This is a genomic window from Phenylobacterium composti DSM 19425 (assembly GCF_059568645.1).
On record NZ_JCANTT010000005.1, the window covers coordinates 1 to 15,512 of the forward strand.

The 15,512-nt window shown below is 68.2% G+C and carries 16 protein-coding genes and 1 tRNA gene; 3 read left to right on the forward strand and 14 right to left on the reverse strand.

The genetic code is table 11. From position 1 onward, the window contains the following. Positions 1–786 (reverse strand): AMP-binding protein (locus BO64_RS02225; protein WP_496401644.1); only part of this gene is annotated, 786 nt, incomplete at its 3' end. Between the two features lie 361 nt (positions 787–1,147). On the opposite strand from BO64_RS02225, the gene BO64_RS02230 reads away from it, so the two are divergent. From BO64_RS02230 to BO64_RS02240, 3 genes are read left to right on the forward strand one after another with little or no spacing between them, the layout of a single operon-like run. After that, complete coding sequence (locus BO64_RS02230) at positions 1,148–3,535, forward strand: TonB-dependent receptor (protein WP_496401645.1); 2,388 nt, start codon at positions 1,148–1,150, stop codon at positions 3,533–3,535. 59 nt (positions 3,536–3,594) lie between these two features. Then, on the forward strand, positions 3,595–5,541 hold the full coding sequence (locus BO64_RS02235; protein WP_496401646.1) for an outer membrane protein assembly factor BamB family protein: 1,947 nt from the start codon (positions 3,595–3,597) through the stop codon (positions 5,539–5,541). An 11-nt stretch (positions 5,542–5,552) separates the two neighbouring features. After that, positions 5,553–6,641, forward strand: coding sequence for an alpha/beta hydrolase family protein (locus BO64_RS02240; RefSeq protein WP_496401647.1), 1,089 nt, complete (start codon positions 5,553–5,555; stop codon positions 6,639–6,641). A gap of 528 nt (positions 6,642–7,169) precedes the next feature. Here BO64_RS02240 and BO64_RS02245 read toward each other — a convergent pair. The 13 genes from BO64_RS02245 to BO64_RS02305 form a co-directional block, all read right to left on the reverse strand. After that, complete coding sequence (locus tag BO64_RS02245) at positions 7,170–7,877, reverse strand: energy transducer TonB (RefSeq protein ID WP_496401648.1); 708 nt, start codon at positions 7,875–7,877, stop codon at positions 7,170–7,172. Positions 7,878–7,887: 10 nt separating this feature from the next. Continuing rightward, positions 7,888–8,322, reverse strand: a complete 435-nt coding sequence (locus BO64_RS02250) for a biopolymer transporter ExbD (protein ID WP_496401649.1) — start codon at positions 8,320–8,322, stop codon at positions 7,888–7,890. A gap of 5 nt (positions 8,323–8,327) precedes the next feature. Beyond that, on the reverse strand, positions 8,328–9,209 hold the full coding sequence (gene exbB, locus BO64_RS02255) for a tonB-system energizer ExbB (protein ID WP_496401650.1): 882 nt from the start codon (positions 9,207–9,209) through the stop codon (positions 8,328–8,330). 479 nt (positions 9,210–9,688) lie between these two features. Then, positions 9,689–9,764 (reverse strand) — tRNA-Phe (locus tag BO64_RS02260). 83 nt (positions 9,765–9,847) lie between these two features. Next, entirely contained in the window at positions 9,848–10,021 is a 174-nt protein-coding gene (yacG, locus tag BO64_RS02265) for a DNA gyrase inhibitor YacG (protein WP_496401651.1), read from the reverse strand. Next, positions 10,018–11,058, reverse strand: a complete 1,041-nt coding sequence (locus tag BO64_RS02270; protein ID WP_496401652.1) for a ribonuclease E/G — start codon at positions 11,056–11,058, stop codon at positions 10,018–10,020. Before BO64_RS02270 ends, yacG begins: the two co-directional genes overlap by 4 nt. After that, the gene (locus BO64_RS02275) at positions 11,055–11,642 is read right to left on the reverse strand and encodes a Maf family protein (RefSeq protein ID WP_496401653.1); all 588 of its coding nucleotides are present in this window, start codon (positions 11,640–11,642) and stop codon (positions 11,055–11,057) included. The genes BO64_RS02270 and BO64_RS02275 overlap by 4 nt, the downstream gene beginning before the upstream one ends. Before the next feature lie 20 nt (positions 11,643–11,662). Further along, positions 11,663–11,881, reverse strand: coding sequence for a translation initiation factor IF-1 (gene infA, locus BO64_RS02280; protein ID WP_111458197.1), 219 nt, complete (start codon positions 11,879–11,881; stop codon positions 11,663–11,665). A gap of 108 nt (positions 11,882–11,989) precedes the next feature. Beyond that, on the reverse strand, positions 11,990–12,457 hold the full coding sequence (locus tag BO64_RS02285) for an arsenate-mycothiol transferase ArsC (protein ID WP_496401654.1): 468 nt from the start codon (positions 12,455–12,457) through the stop codon (positions 11,990–11,992). 7 nt (positions 12,458–12,464) lie between these two features. Further along, positions 12,465–12,944, reverse strand: a complete 480-nt coding sequence (locus tag BO64_RS02290) for a UPF0262 family protein (protein WP_496401655.1) — start codon at positions 12,942–12,944, stop codon at positions 12,465–12,467. A gap of 133 nt (positions 12,945–13,077) precedes the next feature. Then, positions 13,078–13,653, reverse strand: a complete 576-nt coding sequence (locus BO64_RS02295; protein ID WP_496401656.1) for an SH3 domain-containing protein — start codon at positions 13,651–13,653, stop codon at positions 13,078–13,080. Positions 13,654–13,753: 100 nt separating this feature from the next. Next, a complete protein-coding gene (gene hisD, locus BO64_RS02300; RefSeq protein ID WP_496401657.1) occupies positions 13,754–15,043 on the reverse strand; it encodes a histidinol dehydrogenase in 1,290 nt (429 codons plus the stop codon). 42 nt (positions 15,044–15,085) lie between these two features. Then, complete coding sequence (locus tag BO64_RS02305) at positions 15,086–15,511, reverse strand: DUF2948 family protein (RefSeq protein ID WP_496401658.1); 426 nt, start codon at positions 15,509–15,511, stop codon at positions 15,086–15,088. Position 15,512 lies beyond the last annotated feature (1 nt).

Below are 15,512 nucleotides of genomic sequence, written 5' to 3' on the forward strand. Positions count from 1 at the left end.
CCGCCGGTACTGCACCGGCACCAGCATGGCGTGGGTCACCCGATGCTTCTCCGACAGCTGCAGGAACTGCTCCACGTCGAACTTGCCCAGCAGCACCGCCGTCCCGCCGTTGGAGACCGTGGGCAGGAACGAGACCAGGGTGGTGTTCGAATAGAGCGGCGTGGAGATCAGGGTCACCGCGTCCGACGGATAGACGCCCCGGCGGATCTGGCCCCAGCGCATCCGGTGCGGCTGGACGATGCCCTTGGGCGTGCCGGTGGTGCCCGACGAATAGATGATGTTGAAGCCCTGGTCCGGGTCGATCTCATGCAGCACCGGCTGGGCGTCCTCGGGCGCCAGCCAGGCCTCCAGGGGCAAGCCGGCGTCGGAGCCGTCGAGGGCCACGCGCAGGGCGCTCACCTCGTCCATGACCCCGGCCAGGGCCTCGGCCACTCCCTTGTCCAGGAAGAACACCTTGGCCCCGCAGTCCTTCAGCTGCAGCACCAGGCTCTCCGGCGTCGACGAGGGCGCCAGCGGGGCCACGACGGCCCCTGCCCGCAGGATGCCCAGGAAGGTCGCCCCATAGGTCGCCGAGGTCGTGGCGCAGATCGCCGCCACCTCGGCCTTGCCCACGCCGTCCCGCTGCAGCGCCGCGGCGATGCGGTCCATCAGACGGTCGAGCTCGGCGTAGGAGATCGTCCGCTGCGCGTCGATCAGCGCAGACTTCTCCCCCACTTCCGCCGCCTGCGCCCGGATCACATCGGCGATGGTCCCGAAGTCGCGATCAAGGATGTCGGCCGCCGACATAACCTACCTCATCGTCAAATATAGAGCGAATACGTCGCTTTTCTCGTTAGATGGAAAGTGCCGATCCGTCAAAACGAGCCAATTCAAACTCGACTCGCTTCGGAACCGGGCCCGCCCCGAGCCCCACACGTCAGAGCCGTCCCCGTGAGCCGCTCTGATGCGTCAGGCACGAGACTCCCTTCGACGCCTCCATATCACGCGCCCACAAACTGTTATGTCGGTAGGCCCTTGTATAAGCCATTTCCTAGGGGATTGCGGCGTTTTTTGTGTCCATGGTACGCATACTGACGAACCGGCCAGATTCATAACGGCCATACACCGTCAGCCGCGGCACGTTCGATGCGGCCGCACAGGGGGAAACATGAAGCTCCAGCACGTTCTGTTTGCGACCAGCGCCATGGCCGGAGCCTTGGCTCCGCACTGGGTGATGGCCCAGGAGCGCTCCCAGGACAGCTTCGTGATCGAAGAACTGGTCGTGACCGCCCAACGCCACGAGATCGAGCTTGAAGCGGCTCCGGTGGCGGTCACCACCTTCAATGCGGAAGAGCGCAACCTGATCGGCGCCAACTCCGTCCGCGACATGATCAACCTTACCCCCGGGGTCTATCTGTCGGACACCGGCGTCAACATGCGGGGTATCGGCCGCCAGAACGCCACCACGGCGCTCGGAGCCGAGAACGCCATCGCCTATTACGTGAACGGCTTCTACAACGTCGACTACAACACCGTCGGCGAAAGCACCCTGTTCGGCGGCAATGTCCAGTTCCTGCGCGGGCCGCAGGGGACGGCCTGGGGGCGCGACTCCATCGGCGGCGCCGCCAACCTGCTGAGCCGCCGCCCCACCAAGACCTTCATGGGCGAGGCCCTGGTCGGCTACGGCCGCTACAACTGGACCACCGTCGGCATGACCGTGGCGGGGCCGATCAACGACGACTACCGCGTCCGCCTGGGCGTCCAGTCGATCAACCAGCCCAAGTCCGCGTCGAAGAACATTGCGCCGTACAAGGCCGGCTATGACGTCGACAACTTCTACGCCGAGTTCCAACTCGAAGGCGACGTGACCGACGACCTGCACTTCCTGCTGCGGTCCACGACCTTCAGCTATCTGAACACCCCGGGCGAGACGGCGCCGGGCCGCTACAACACCAGCGGGTTCATGGGCGCGCTCGTGCCGAACCCGACCTATCAGTACGAGATCGACTCCCCGTCGGACCGTCCGCGGCACATCAACATCGACCAGCGCGGCGCCGATCGCCTGACCGGCAACCAGGTGCATATCCTCAACGCCGACTGGGACCTCGGCCCGGCCACGCTCTACTACGTGGGCGGCATCGCCCAGTATAAGGCCAAGGGCTACAGCGACCTCGATAACACGTCCCGGAGCTTCTACGTCGCGGGGAACGGGCCCGGTCAGGTGACCGGCACCGGCCTGCCCGACGGCACGGTGGTCAGCACGAACATGACCGCCAACTACTTGAACCGGAACCAGTACTTCACGCACGAACTCCGGCTCACCGGCGACGAGCAGGAAGCCCTGGAGTGGACGGTCGGTGCCTACTTCTTCAAGAGCGACTACAACGAGCGCTACTGGGAAGCCATGCCGGACGTCCCGGAACTGGCGACGCCGGTGTTCTCGGGTGCCCCGTACCCGGCGGCGCTCTCCAACCCTGACCGCGCCTATTACCAGCAGCACAACATCCTGCGTCAGCAGTCAGTGGCCGCGTTCGGCGAGGCGACCTGGCACATCGACGACGCTTGGCGGCTGACGGGCGGCCTGCGCTACACGATCGACTCCAAGCGGGCGACGACGCAGTTCCGGTACGTCTACTGGAACCCGCTGTACGGCGCGGCCTTCGACTCCACTCCCCTGACCGTGGCCGACGACATCTGGGACGCCCCGGAATATGCGGGCAAGCTGCTGAAGCTTCGGAACAAGGGCTACACCGCGCGGCTGACCGCTGAATACGAGCCCAATCCGGACACCCTGGTCTATGCGACCTTCGCCCAGGGCTACAAAGCAGGCGGCTTCACCCTCGGCGACGCCACCGCCAACAATGTGACCGATCCGGAAAAGCTCTACAGCTACGAGTTGGGCGCCAAGCGCAACCTGACCCCGGACCTGCGGCTGACGGGCGCGCTCTTCTTCTACGACTACCGGGACTTCCAGGCGCCGATCACGGCGTTCAACGCCCTGACCGGCGGCACCTTCTCGCAGTTCACCAACATCGACCGCTCGGAGATCTACGGCCTTGAGCTGGAAGCCGACTGGCGGCCGACCTCGGCCCTCTGGCTGCAGGGCGGCTACAGCTACCTGCACGGCGAGATCAAGAAGTTCTGCTGCGCGGTGGACAACACGGACCGCTCGCTGCCGCTGAACACGCCGCAGGACCTGTCGGGCAACCCGATGCCGCGTTCGCCCAAGCACAAGTTCAGCCTGTCGGGGACCTATACTTGGGAGTTCACGCCGGGCTCCCTGATCCTGGGCGCCTCGGCCGCCTACCAGACCTCGTACAACCAGAGCGTTTTCGACAATCCGCTGTTCAAGGTGAAGGGATATGCCCTGGTGAACTCCAACCTCACCTGGCGGGCGGCCAACAACCGTTACGACTTGGTGCTCGGCGTCACCAACCTCACCGACGAGATCTATGACACCTCGATCTCGGTGGGCGGCGCCAATGTGGACTACGCGATCACCCACAACCTTGGCGGCGGCCGGTTCTACAACATCCAGCTCCGCTACCGGTTCTGATCCTGCGGCGCCGGCGGCCTGGCCGCCGGCGCGCTTTTGCAAGAGTGAGAGAGTCCAGCATGGCCTGGCGTCCGAAGCTCCGCGCCGCCGGCGCGGTCCTCCCCCTGATGGCCCTCGGGCTCGCCCTGACGCTCGGCAATGCGCCCAGCGTGCGGGCTTCCGACGAAATGGCGGCCGCGCCCGATGGCGAGGCGCTCTACAAGGCCCGCTGCGCGGGCTGTCACGACAACGCCCAGGAACGCACGCCGACTCGCGAGGTGCTGGCCAAGAACCCGCCGCCCTTCATCGTCGGGGCGCTGAACAACGGCGCCATGGCGCCCATGGCCGAGGGCCTGTCGGCGGCCGAAAAGACGGCCATCGCCGCTTTCATCACCGGCGCCAAGCTGCCGCCGCCCTCCGGCGACATCGATCCCCACGCCATCTGGGGGCCGTCCGCGGCCCATCTGCCGCTTGATGCGCCGAAGTGCGAGACGCCCGCCCCGCCCATCGACCTCAAGGCCCCGGCGTGGAACGGTTGGAGCCCCACCCCGCGCAATGCGCGATACCAGCCTGATCCGGGCCTCAAGGCCTCCGACGTGCCGCGGCTGAAGCTCAAGTGGGCGTTCAACTATCCCGGATCCAAGAACGGCCAGGCGACCATCGTTGGGGACTGGCTGTTCACCACCAGCATGTCCGGCGCGGTCTATGCGCTCGACACCCGCACCGGCTGCGTGCGCTGGCGGCACGTGGCCGAGGCGGCCACCCGCTCAAGCGTGACCGTGATCCCCATGAACGACGGTCGGCACGCCCTGTTCTTCTCCGACTGGACCAAGTCCGCCGTCGCCCTGGACGCCGCCACCGGCGAGCTGCTGTGGAAGACCAAGATCGACGACTCGCACGGCCTGCAGATGACCGGCGCGCCGACCGTGTATGACGGCAAGCTGTTCGTGCCCATCTCGTCAGGGGTGGAGGCGTTCGCCGAGTACGACGGCTGGGAGTGCTGCAAGTTCCGGGGCTCGCTTGTGGCCCTCGACGTGGCCACCGGCAAGGTGCTCTGGAAGACCTACACCACCGACGTGGAGCCCAAGATCTTCGGCGTCAATCGCCTGGGCCGTCCCATGTGGGGCCCGGCGGGCGGCGCCATCTGGTCCGCCCCCACCATCGACGCCGCCCGCGGCCTCGTCTACGTGGGCACCTCGAACTCCTACACCGACGCTCCGCACGACGGGTCGGACGCGGTGATCGCCATGGACATTGAGACCGGCAAGGTCCGCTGGCGCAACCAGCTGCTGGCCGACGACAACTACATCAACGGTTGCTGGCTGGGGAACGGACGCACGCAGCCGGCCGCCAACTGCCCCGAACGCCTGGGCCCCGACTTCTCCATCGGCAACTCTCCGATCCTGCAGGACCTGCCCGATGGGCGGCAACTGCTGGTGGTGGGGCAGAAGTCCGGCCACGTCTACGCCCTCGATCCCGCCAACGAAGGCCGGGTGGTGTGGAGCCAGCGGATCGGGCCGGGCAGCGCCCTGGGCGGCGTGGAGTTCGGCCTCGCCACGGATGGGAAGCGCGTCTACGTGGGCATCTCGGACGTGATCGCCGGGCCTGAAGGCAAGCCGGGCGTCTATGCGCTGCGGATCACCGACGGCAAGCTCCTGTGGAGCGCGCCCTCGCCGGCCAACCCCACCTGCCGCTGGAAGAACCGCTGGTGCCACGGCGCCGTCTCCCAGGCGGTCAGCGCCATGCCCGGCGTGGTCTTCGTCGGCGCCTATGACGGCATCTTCCGAGCCTATGACGCGGCCACCGGCAAGGTCATCTGGTCGTTCGACACCGGCTCCAATCCCATCGACGTCCTCGGCGGGCGCCAGGCCTATGGCGGCGTCATGGACGGCGGCGGCGCGACCATCGCCGGAGGCATGGTCTTTGTGCACACCGGCTATGCCGGCCGCTCCGGCGAAAGCGCGGGGCGGGATCTCACCGGGGCCGAGGGCAATGTCCTGCTGGCCTTCTCGACCGACGGAAAGTGAGGGGGCTGTCCATGACGTCCAAGTTCAAGCTGCTTAGCGCCGGGGCGTTCGCCGCCCTCCTGGCGGTCGGCGCCGGCGCGCCGGCCGAGGCCCAGACGGGCAAGGCTCAGGCCGTGACCTGGGAGTGCCCCAACGGGTACGAGGTGCGCGAGGGCCTCAACGTCGACTTCCCTCACCGGGGCGAGAAGCGGGCCTTCTACGTCCATCCGGCCAAGGGCGTCAGCGGCCCTGCCCCGGTCTGGGTGCCGCTGACCGGCACGGTGGAGTCCACCTACGCCAACCTCAACGTCCCGCGGAGCGGCGCCAACGCTCTGATGGCCGACAAGGGCTTCACGGTGATCGGCCCGGTTCGCGAATGCTCCGGCCAGGACCCGATGGCCAGCGGACCCGCCTGCAACGGACCCGGCAAGGACGGCTGGAACTGGATGCCCTGGCGAGAGGGGCGCGCCCCCACCCCCGCCGGCGACCGCTGGAAGAACGACGAAGGCCCTGACGCCACCTTCTTCGAGGCGGCCATAAAGTGCGTGGGCACGCGCTTCCCGCTGGATCCCAGCCGGTTCTACATCGGCGGCATCTCCTCGGGCGGCACCATGGCCAACCGCGCCCTCACCTTCCGGTCCGAGTTCTGGGCCGGCGGCCTGCCGATCTCCGGCGAGTGGTACGTGACCAAGGACGACGGCTCCGCGCTCAGCTTCGAGGCCGCCCGGGAGGCCGTGCGCGCGGCGCCGGCCAAGATCCACCAGGGCCGGGTGGGTCCCTTCCCGCTCAAGGACGAGCTGTCCCCGATGATCGTCATTACCGTCTGGGGCGGCGAGAAGGATATCTGGCACTGCGGCCAGGTGCTCTGCGCGGACTATCGCCCCAGCACCCAGGCCGGCTCCAACTACTTCAGCTCCAAGCCGAACGTGGTGCACGTCGCCTGCACGGCCGACCACGGCCACATGTGGCCGCAGGTGAACACCCAGGCCTTCAACGAGTGGGCGCTGACCACCCTGGCGTCGCACCCGAAGGGATCCGATCCACGCAGCTTCAAGCTCACGCCGCCGCCGGAAGGCTACAGCTGCAAGGTCGGCCGGTTCGACAACCTCTATCCCGAGTGATCGGCCCAGCCTGATCCCGCGCACCGTCTTCGGACGTCGCCATTGAAGACCTCCGCCGCCTCTGCGGCGGAGGTCTTTTGCTTTGGGTGGATATGGCGGCGGCGCGGGACTATCCGCGCCCTACGCTTGGCCGACCAGCCCCTAGCGAAACCCGGGCCGGCCCCTGCTTACCCTGCGATCGGGGCTTGTGAGCGCCGCCTCGGGGGTTCAGTCGCCGCTGCGCCCAGGAAGGCTCTCCGCACCCGCACGACGGCCCTCCGCGCGCCGGGCCCGCCCCGCAGCAGGCAGCCAAGCGCGGCATCCCTCACGCTCCTCCGCCGCACACGACACGCCCTGGACGCCTCGAGGGCGCCACGCGCTCGACCGCGCTACAGGGCGACGACTGCGACATGCAGCCGCCGGCGATCTGGCGGTCCCCTGGCGAGGAAGTGGTGCACCGCCCCGCGGAAGGCTCAGCCCCGGCGAGGAGGCAAAGAAAAAGCCCCGGCCGCTTGCGCGACCGGGGCTCTTGTCTGTCTGGCCTCAGCCTTACTTGGGCAGGGTGAAGCGGATCGGAATCCGCACCGTACCCCCGTCAACCGGCTGACCGTCCCGCGTTTGGGGCCGCATCCGGAAGAGGCGGCTCATACGCAGAGCGGCGTCGCCGAAGCCCATGTCGGCCGGAGTTTCCGACACGACCGTACAACCGTCCAGCGTACCCCGTGCAGTAACGGTGCAGCTGATGGTCGCCGAGCCGGAGACCTCCATCCGCTGGGCCCGATCCGGATAGTACCGGGCCAGGTCCTCGGCCGACGGGCGACGTTGCCAGTCGGGGTTGGTGATCACCGACGGACGCGGCGGCTCAGGCGGCGGAGCCCGCGGCGGTTCCGGGGTTTCGATCCGACGCTCGACCGGCGGAACCGGCAGCGGCGGGATCGACGGAACATCCGGGACAGCGACCGGCGGCCTGGGCTGCAGCTTCGGCGGCGGCGGCGGCGGCGTGTTCGGCGGCGGCGGCGGCGGAGGCGGCGGAGGCGGCGGCGGAACGGGCTTGATGATCGCCACGTCCGTCACGTCGTCCGAGTACTCCTTGTACTTCGGCTCAAAGCGCGTCTTCCAGAGGTAGGCGCCGAGAGCCGCGTGCACCGCGATGGACAACGCGATCGCGATCGTCACGCCCTTGCTGCGCTTGGGCTTCGGATCGTCGAACGGGTTGTGCCGAACGTGGACGGCTTCGTTGGGTGATGTCTCAGCCATGGGTCACCACCTACTGATCTTCGCCGACCAGGGCCACGCTGTAGAACCCATTGTCCTGCAGCATGTTCATAACGCCCATGAAGTCGCCGTACATCACGTCCTTGTCGGCCCGGATGAAAATCCGCTCCTTCGTAGGATTCCGCGAACCGCCCAGCTGGGCGCGGAGATCATCCCCCAGGGCGGACAGGTCCGTCCGGAAGTCCTGGATGAAGATCCCGCCATCCGACTGGATCGAGATATAGACAGGTTTCGGCGGGTTCGTCCCCGGCGGGGCGACGGCCGGCGGCAGAGCCACCTTGACCGTCACGGCCGCCATGGGCGCGGCCACCATGAAGATGATCAGAAGAACCAGCATCACGTCCACGAAGGGGGTGACGTTGATCTCAGCGTTCTGATCTTCCTGATAGCGGTCCGCCCCCCCGGAACTCGAGAGTTTGGCGGCCATCTACCTTAGGCTCCCTTGTCGAGCTGACGCGAGATAGCGTTCATCAGTTCAGCGACGAAACCTTCGGTGCGAGCGCCGTAGGCCGAAATCCGCGTCTGGAAGTAGTTGTAGAAGATAACCGACGGGATAGCGGCGAACAGGCCCAGGCCGGTGGCGAGCAGCGCTTCGGCGATACCGGGCGCCACGACGGCCAGGTTGGTCGTGTTGGTGTTCGCGATGCCGATGAACGAGTTCATGATCCCGTACACGGTGCCGAACAGACCGATGAACGGGCCGTTCGAACCGACCGAGGCCAGGAACTGCATGCCACCCGACAGGCGGCGGGCCAGCGAAGCCTGGACGGCGCCGACCGCGGCTTGAGCGCGATGGATGGTCGAGTCGCGATGTTCGCCGGCGATCTGCAGGCCAGCTTGACGCGACAGTTCCACTTCTTGCGAGGCGGCGGCGGCCATGTCGGCCAGCGGGTTGCCGTCGAACTCTTCCGAGCTCGCGACGCGGTTGATGTCGCTGATCGACTTCGCCGCGCGGAAGTTTTCGAGGAAGTTGTCGGTGGTGCGGTTCAGGGCGCGGAACTCGAGGCTCTTGGTGAGCAGCACGGTCCAGCTGAACACCGAGGCCAGAGCCAGGCCGATCATGATGACCTTAACGACCGGGTCGGCGTCCATGAACATCGTGCCGACGTTCAGCTTGCCGGCGTGCTTCATGGTCGGCGGATCGGCCGCTTCGTCAGCAGCGCCCTCGGGCGCGGGGGTCGCGGCCGGGGCATCCGCAGCAGCGGCTTCGGCGGCAGGAGCCGGAGCTTCCTGGGCGAACGCCGGCGCGCTCGCCATCAGCGCAACGGCGCCGACGAGAGCGATGAAAGGAGTCTTCAGTTTGTTGTCGAGCATCTGTCGCCAGTTCCTGGTTGGTCTAGCACGATTGGCCGGAGGGTCGTCGCGCGAGAGCGTCTCCACCCTAGTTGAACATCCCCGGTTCCCCCACCAGCTAATAGCCGGTTGAAGCCCCAGAGCCGCTGTCGCTGCGCCCGACCCGAAAACGCGTATCCCAACTAACGTGGGAATTGGCGTCGCGAAGGCGGGCAACCTCGAACCCCCCGAGGGGAACCCGAAGTCTTACCGCTTTGTTAGACGTGCGGCTCGGGTCCTTTGACAACCCCTTATCGAAGCGTCAAGGGGCAGAAGCTTGCGCCAGAGCCCGAATTTTTTGTCCCGGGCGCTATGATTGTGCGCTGCACACTAGGCGCCCCGAGACCGCCTCCGCTTTCACCATTTCAAGGCGTCGAGTTCCATGCTGCAGCGCAGCAAATGGCGGAACCTCGGTCTCGGAATGAGGGCGAAGTCAGTATGTGAGGGATGGTGGGGAAGGATGGTGCCTGGGGGCGGATTCGAACCACCGACACGCGGATTTTCAATCCGCTGCTCTACCAACTGAGCTACCCAGGCTTAGGCCCGTCGTCGCGGGAGCCGCGTCTATAGAAGAGCCGATCCTGGAAGTCCAGCGAGCCTGAGCAGACTTTTTTCGCGGCTTAGCTCTCGTCGTCTTCGGGCCGGGGGCCGCCCTCGTCGTCGGCGGCGGGAACGGCATAGACGCCCGCGAACCAGCGCTGCAGATCCACATCGGCGCACCGGCGCGAACAGAACGGGCGATAGGCCTGTTCCGTGGGCTTTCCGCAGATCGGACAGCCAAGCGCCTTCTTCATGCCGCCCCCACGTCGATACGGGCCCGCGGGCGCGCCGGATCGGCGCGCAGCTCAAAACGGGCGCCCATGCGAGCCTGCAGGTCGGCCAGTAGCGGAGCGGCGGCTGCGGCCACGCCGGGCGCGCAAGCGCCTACAAGACGGGCGCCCGGCTGCACTTCCCCTTCCGACTGCAGCCGGCGGACGAGCCTTTGAGCCAGGGTGCGGTCCGACAGGGCGCCGTCATCCCGACAGAGAATCTCCAGGATCGGTCTGACACGACGCGGCAGCGAAATCTCCATGGTGCCGAACCGGCCGACGGGGCCGATCGCCACGCCCGGATTGTCCGGTCCGAAGGCGGCCCGGGCGGCGGCCATCAGGGCGTTGCCGTCATGCCCGCGGCCCACGAGGTCGAGAACCACGATCCCGCCGAGGCCCTTCAGGCGCAGAAGGCGGGCCGACTCCCGGATCGCCGCCAGATTCGCCTGGCGGGTGACTCGCTTGGCGTCGGCGCCCTTGCGCTCGCCGAGGTCCACATCGACAGCGGTCAGGGCGCGCGTGGGTTCGACCGCGAGCACGCCGCCACCAGGCAGCGGATGCAGCACCTCCAGCGCGTCGGCCTCCGCCTCGTCGGCCATGTGGCGGGCTTCCCGTCCCTCCACCAGCTCGGCCTCTCGCGCGCACGCGCGGAGAATCTCTGACACATCGGGAGCCGGCTGCAGGAGCCGCGGCGTCCCGTCCGCCTCGCCGAGCAGTCGGGCCACGGCCAGCTTGCCGCGACGTGGCTCCGCGCGCACCTCCACCTCGACCATGGCGCCGCGCGTCGGACGGTTGTCGGGCTTGAAGGGCAGGATCGCCTCGGCGCCTCCCCCCAGGTCGAGAAAGGCGGTGGCCAGGGCCGGCTCGACGCTCTCGACCCGCGCCGCCAGGCGGGCGCCCAGCATCAGGCGCGGCTCGTCGTCGTCCCGCCGGACGATCAGGCGTTCGGGCCGGCCGTCCAGCGTCACAACCCCGCGGATCTCGCCGGGGCCGCGATCAAGGAAGATTTGTCGCGTGCTCATGGCAGCTGGAAGCCCTGGCCGGTCAGCAGGCACCGTGTCTCATAAAGCGGCAGGCCGACCACGCCGGAATAGGAGCCCTGCAGACTGATCACAAAGCCCCCTGCCCGGCCCTGAATCGCATACCCGCCAGCCTTGCCCAGCCCCTCCTGCGAACGAAGGTAGGCCTCGGTCTCGGGGTCGGACAGGCGCTTGAAATGGACCTGGCTCTCCACCAACCGCGAGACGACCCGCCCGTTTGGGGCGGCCACGGCCACGCCCGTCAGGACACGGTGGGCGCGCCCGGAGAGCAGCGCCAGGCAGGCCCGCACCTCGGTTTCGTTCTCGGCCTTCGGCAGCACGCGGCGCCCCACGGCCACCACCGTATCGGCCGCAAGCACCCACGCGTCCGCGTGGCGGGCGGCCACATGGCCGGCCTTGGCGATGGCGAGACGCTGGGCCAGTCGCCGGGGCGTTTCGTCGGGTTGAGGAGTTTCGTCCAGCTCGGCGGCGTCTATGGCGTCGGGCTCCAGGCCGATCTGGCGCAGGAGATCAAGCCGCCTAGGGCTTGCGGAAGCCAGGACGAGGCGCTGCGGCGCAGGCGGCAAGGCGTCGTCCCTGAACGTCGTCAGCGGACGCGGAAGGTGATGCGGCCCTTGGTGAGGTCGTAGGGCGTCATCTCCACGAGAACCTTGTCCCCAGCGGAGACCCGGATGCGGTTCTTGCGCATCTTGCCGGCGGTATGGGCGATGATTTCGTGGTCGTTCTCAAGCTTCACGCGGAACGTCGCGTTGGGCAGCACCTCGCTGACGGTGCCGGGGAACTCCAACAGTTCTTCTTTGGCCATGCAGGCTCCTGATCGAGATAAAACGACGGCTCGCGCCTGAAGGCCGCGAGCCGGATTCTCCGGCGGAATATAACGCAGGACCCCGCTGCAGGTCGATGGGCCGCGCGCTCAGCGGCCGAATCGCTCGGCGATTCGAGCCGCCAGGACGTCGCGAACGTGCCGATAGGCCTCTAGGCGGGCCTCCCGAGAGCCTTCCGACAGCGTCGGATCGAAAATGGGCCAGTACTCGATCTCGGACGCCCGGCCCCGGGTCATCTCAACCGCCCTGTGCTGTGCCTCAGGCGTCAGGGAAATGATGAGGTCGAAAGAATCGTCCTCAAGCTCGTCGAAGGTCTTGGGCCGATGGGCGCTGAGATCACAGCCCAGTTCCCCCATCACCTCCACCGCCAAGGGATCGGCGCCTGGCTGGCCTTCGTCTTCATCGGCCGCGGCGGCGCGCAGGCCGCAGCTGTCGACGAACACCCGGTCGCCGACCAGACGCTTCAGCAGCGCCTCGGCCATGGGCGAGCGGACCCGGTTGAGATTGCAGGCGAACAGCACGGCGTCCGGGAGCCGGCCGGTAGGACCCTCGCTCACGCGCCGATCATCCTCGCCAGTGCAGCGCACAGATGAGCGTGAAGAGCCGGCGGGCGGTGTCGAGGTCGGTCTCGATCTTGCCCGATAACCGCGTCTGGAGCAGTTCGGACGCCTCGTTGTGCAGGCCGCGCCGCCCCATGTCCAACGCCTCGATCTGCTGCGGCGTGGAGTTGCGGATCGCCTGATAGTAGCTCTCGCAGATCATGAAGTAGTCGCGGATCAGACCGCGGAACGGCGACAGCGAGAGGATGTGGCGACGCTCGTAGGCGGGACCGCGCACGTCCAGGACCAGCCGATTCTCCATGAGGCCCATGCGCAGGTCGTAGGGGCCTGTCTCGGCGCCCTCGGGCGCGAAATAGTTCTCCTCGAGCAGATCGAAGATGGCGATCTGCCGCTCCTGTTCCTGGTCGCGCGAAACCGCCGCGAGCGACTCTTCGTCGATCTCCACGCTCTGAAGGCGGTGCTTGTTGCGCGCGTCGTCGGCCATGGGTCCATGGGCGGAGGATCGTGCGGAGCTTTATTGCAATCTGGGGGGCCGCGTCATCCCGCACCTGCACAGACGACGCATAAAGAAAAGCGCCCGGCGCGGTTTCGCGCCGGGCGTCAGGGAGATCACGATGTCAGCGGCCGGCGTAGCGACGCCCGTCAGGCCGGACGAAATCGTCACGGACGTAACCGACGCCCACGCCGTTCTGGCCAACCAGGATCCAGTCCGAGCCCCGCACCTTGGCCAAGGCCTCGAAGCGCTGGCCGGGTTGCAGGCGCCCCACCTTGGCCGAGTTGGTGGTCGGCCCGGCCCGCAGGTTCACGCCCGTGGTGGCGACGTAGGTACGGTCGAGCCGGTTATAGCTGGCCGGAGCGATCTGCGCGGACAGGCGATAGCCGTTCCGGGTGTAGACGCCCTGCCGCTCGGCGCGATCCTTCTGCATCTCGCAGCCGATGGCCGAGCCCGCCGCGGCGCCGACGCCGGCGCCGACCACCGTCTCCAGTCCACGCTCACGGCCGCCGACCTTGTTGCCGATCAGCCCCCCTGCCAGGGCGCCGATCACGGCCCCGACCTCCTGCTTGCCGCCCGGCGCCGAACAGCCGGTGACGCCCGCATTGGCGCTCGTCGCTCCCATGGCCAGCGCGCCCGCCAGAACGGCCGCGACCACGCCGCCGCTGATCGAGGTCTTCACCGAATTGCGCATGGTCATCTCCGTCCTTCGCATTGATCCGATGGCGCGAAGGTACGAAGCGCTGCCTGAACGAGCCCGGAGCTGTTCAGACAGCTATTGTTCAGCTTTCCAAACGCCCTCAGGCGCGGTCCTGTCCCAGGCGGATAGCGGCAGACCGGGCGTGCGCCGGCAGCCCCTCGGCCTCCGCCAGTGCGATCGTCGCCGGCGCGAGCGCAGCGAACGATTCGGCGTCGCACTTCACGATCGAAGTGCGCTTTAGGAAGTCATAGAGCGACAGGCCGGACGAGAATCGGGCGGCGCGGCTGGTGGGAAGGACGTGGTTCGAGCCCGCGACATAGTCGCCTACCGCCTCGGGCGCATGCCGACCGAGGAAGATGGCGCCGGCGTGGCGCACGCGGTCGGCCAGGCGCTCCGGCGCTTCCGTTGCGAACTCCACATGCTCGGGGGCGATGAGGTCCACCAGCGCCGGCGCCTCGTCGAGCGGGGCGATGACCACCGCACCGTGGTCACGCCAGGACGCTCGGGCGTCCTTCCCCGTGGCCAAGGTCGCCAGCTGCGCTTCGACAGCGTCGACCACCGCCTGGGCGAAGGCTTCGTCGTCAGTGATGAGGATGGATTGGGCGGCCGGATCGTGCTCGGCCTGGGACAGGAGGTCCGCGGCGATCCACTGCGGATCATTGGCGCCGTCGGCGACGACGACGATCTCCGACGGCCCGGCCAGGGCGTCGATGCCCACCACCCCATAGACCCGGCGCTTGGCGGCGGTCACGAAGGCGTTGCCCGGCCCGACGATCTTGTCCACCGGACGGATCGGCCCGGCGCCATAGGCCAGGGCGGCCACCGCCTGTGCGCCGCCCACGCGCCAGATCTCGGTGACGCCCGCGGCCTGGGCGGCGGCGAGGACCGCCGGCTGCAGCCGCCCAGGCGGCGTCACCATGGCGATGCGGCCGACCCCGGCCGCCGCCGCCGGCACGGCGTTCATCAGGACGGTCGAGGGATAGGCCGCCCGCCCGCCGGGCACGTAGATTCCAACAGCATCGAGAGGCGTCCACCGCCAGCCGAGCTCCACCCCCGCCGCGTCTACGAACCGCTGGTCGGCCGGACGCTGGCGCTCGTGATAGGCCCGGATCCGCGCCGCGGCGAAGGCGATGGCGTCGCGCACCTCGGCCGGACAGGCGGCCGCGCCCTCGGCGATCTCCTCGGCGCTGACGCGGATCGTCTCCTCGGTCAGCTCCACCCGGTCGAAGTCGCGGGCGAAACGCAGCAGCGCCGGCAGGCCCTCGCTTCGCACAGCGGCAAGGACGTCGCGCACGATCGCGTCGACCTCGTCCGGCGTGTCGCGACGCTCGGCGACGAAGTCGGCGAAGGCCGCCTGGAAATCGGGATCGGAGAAGACGAAACGGCGCATGGCGCGCCTCTTTAGCGGCGCGCGCCCCGCGGCGCCATGGCTTCAGGCCTCGTGGGCGGGCGTCCGGGGCGTCGGCCAGGGGTCGGAGACGTCGGCCAGGACGGCGTCGATGCATTCGACCTCGGCTCGCACATCGCCGCCGCCGGCGAGGCTCAACGTGATGATCCCGCCCGGGGCCTCCCCAGGCTCGAAGGTCACGGCGAGCAGTTCGACCACCGCATCAGGCCGCTCGCGCCGCACCTTGCGCGTCTGGACCTTCAGCACACCGCCGAGTTGCAAGGCCGAACGCACCCGCTGGCGAACGCCCGCCTCCCAGCGATAGCGGTTCAGGGCCAGGGTGAGTCGCCGGGCCTTGGGTTCGTAGGCGATGTCGCCGACCTTCCCCACAGCGTCCTGCAGCGCCGCCGAAATGACGGCGAGATCGTCGGCGTCTTCCGCCAGCAGTCGAAGCGGCGCAGGATCGGCCATC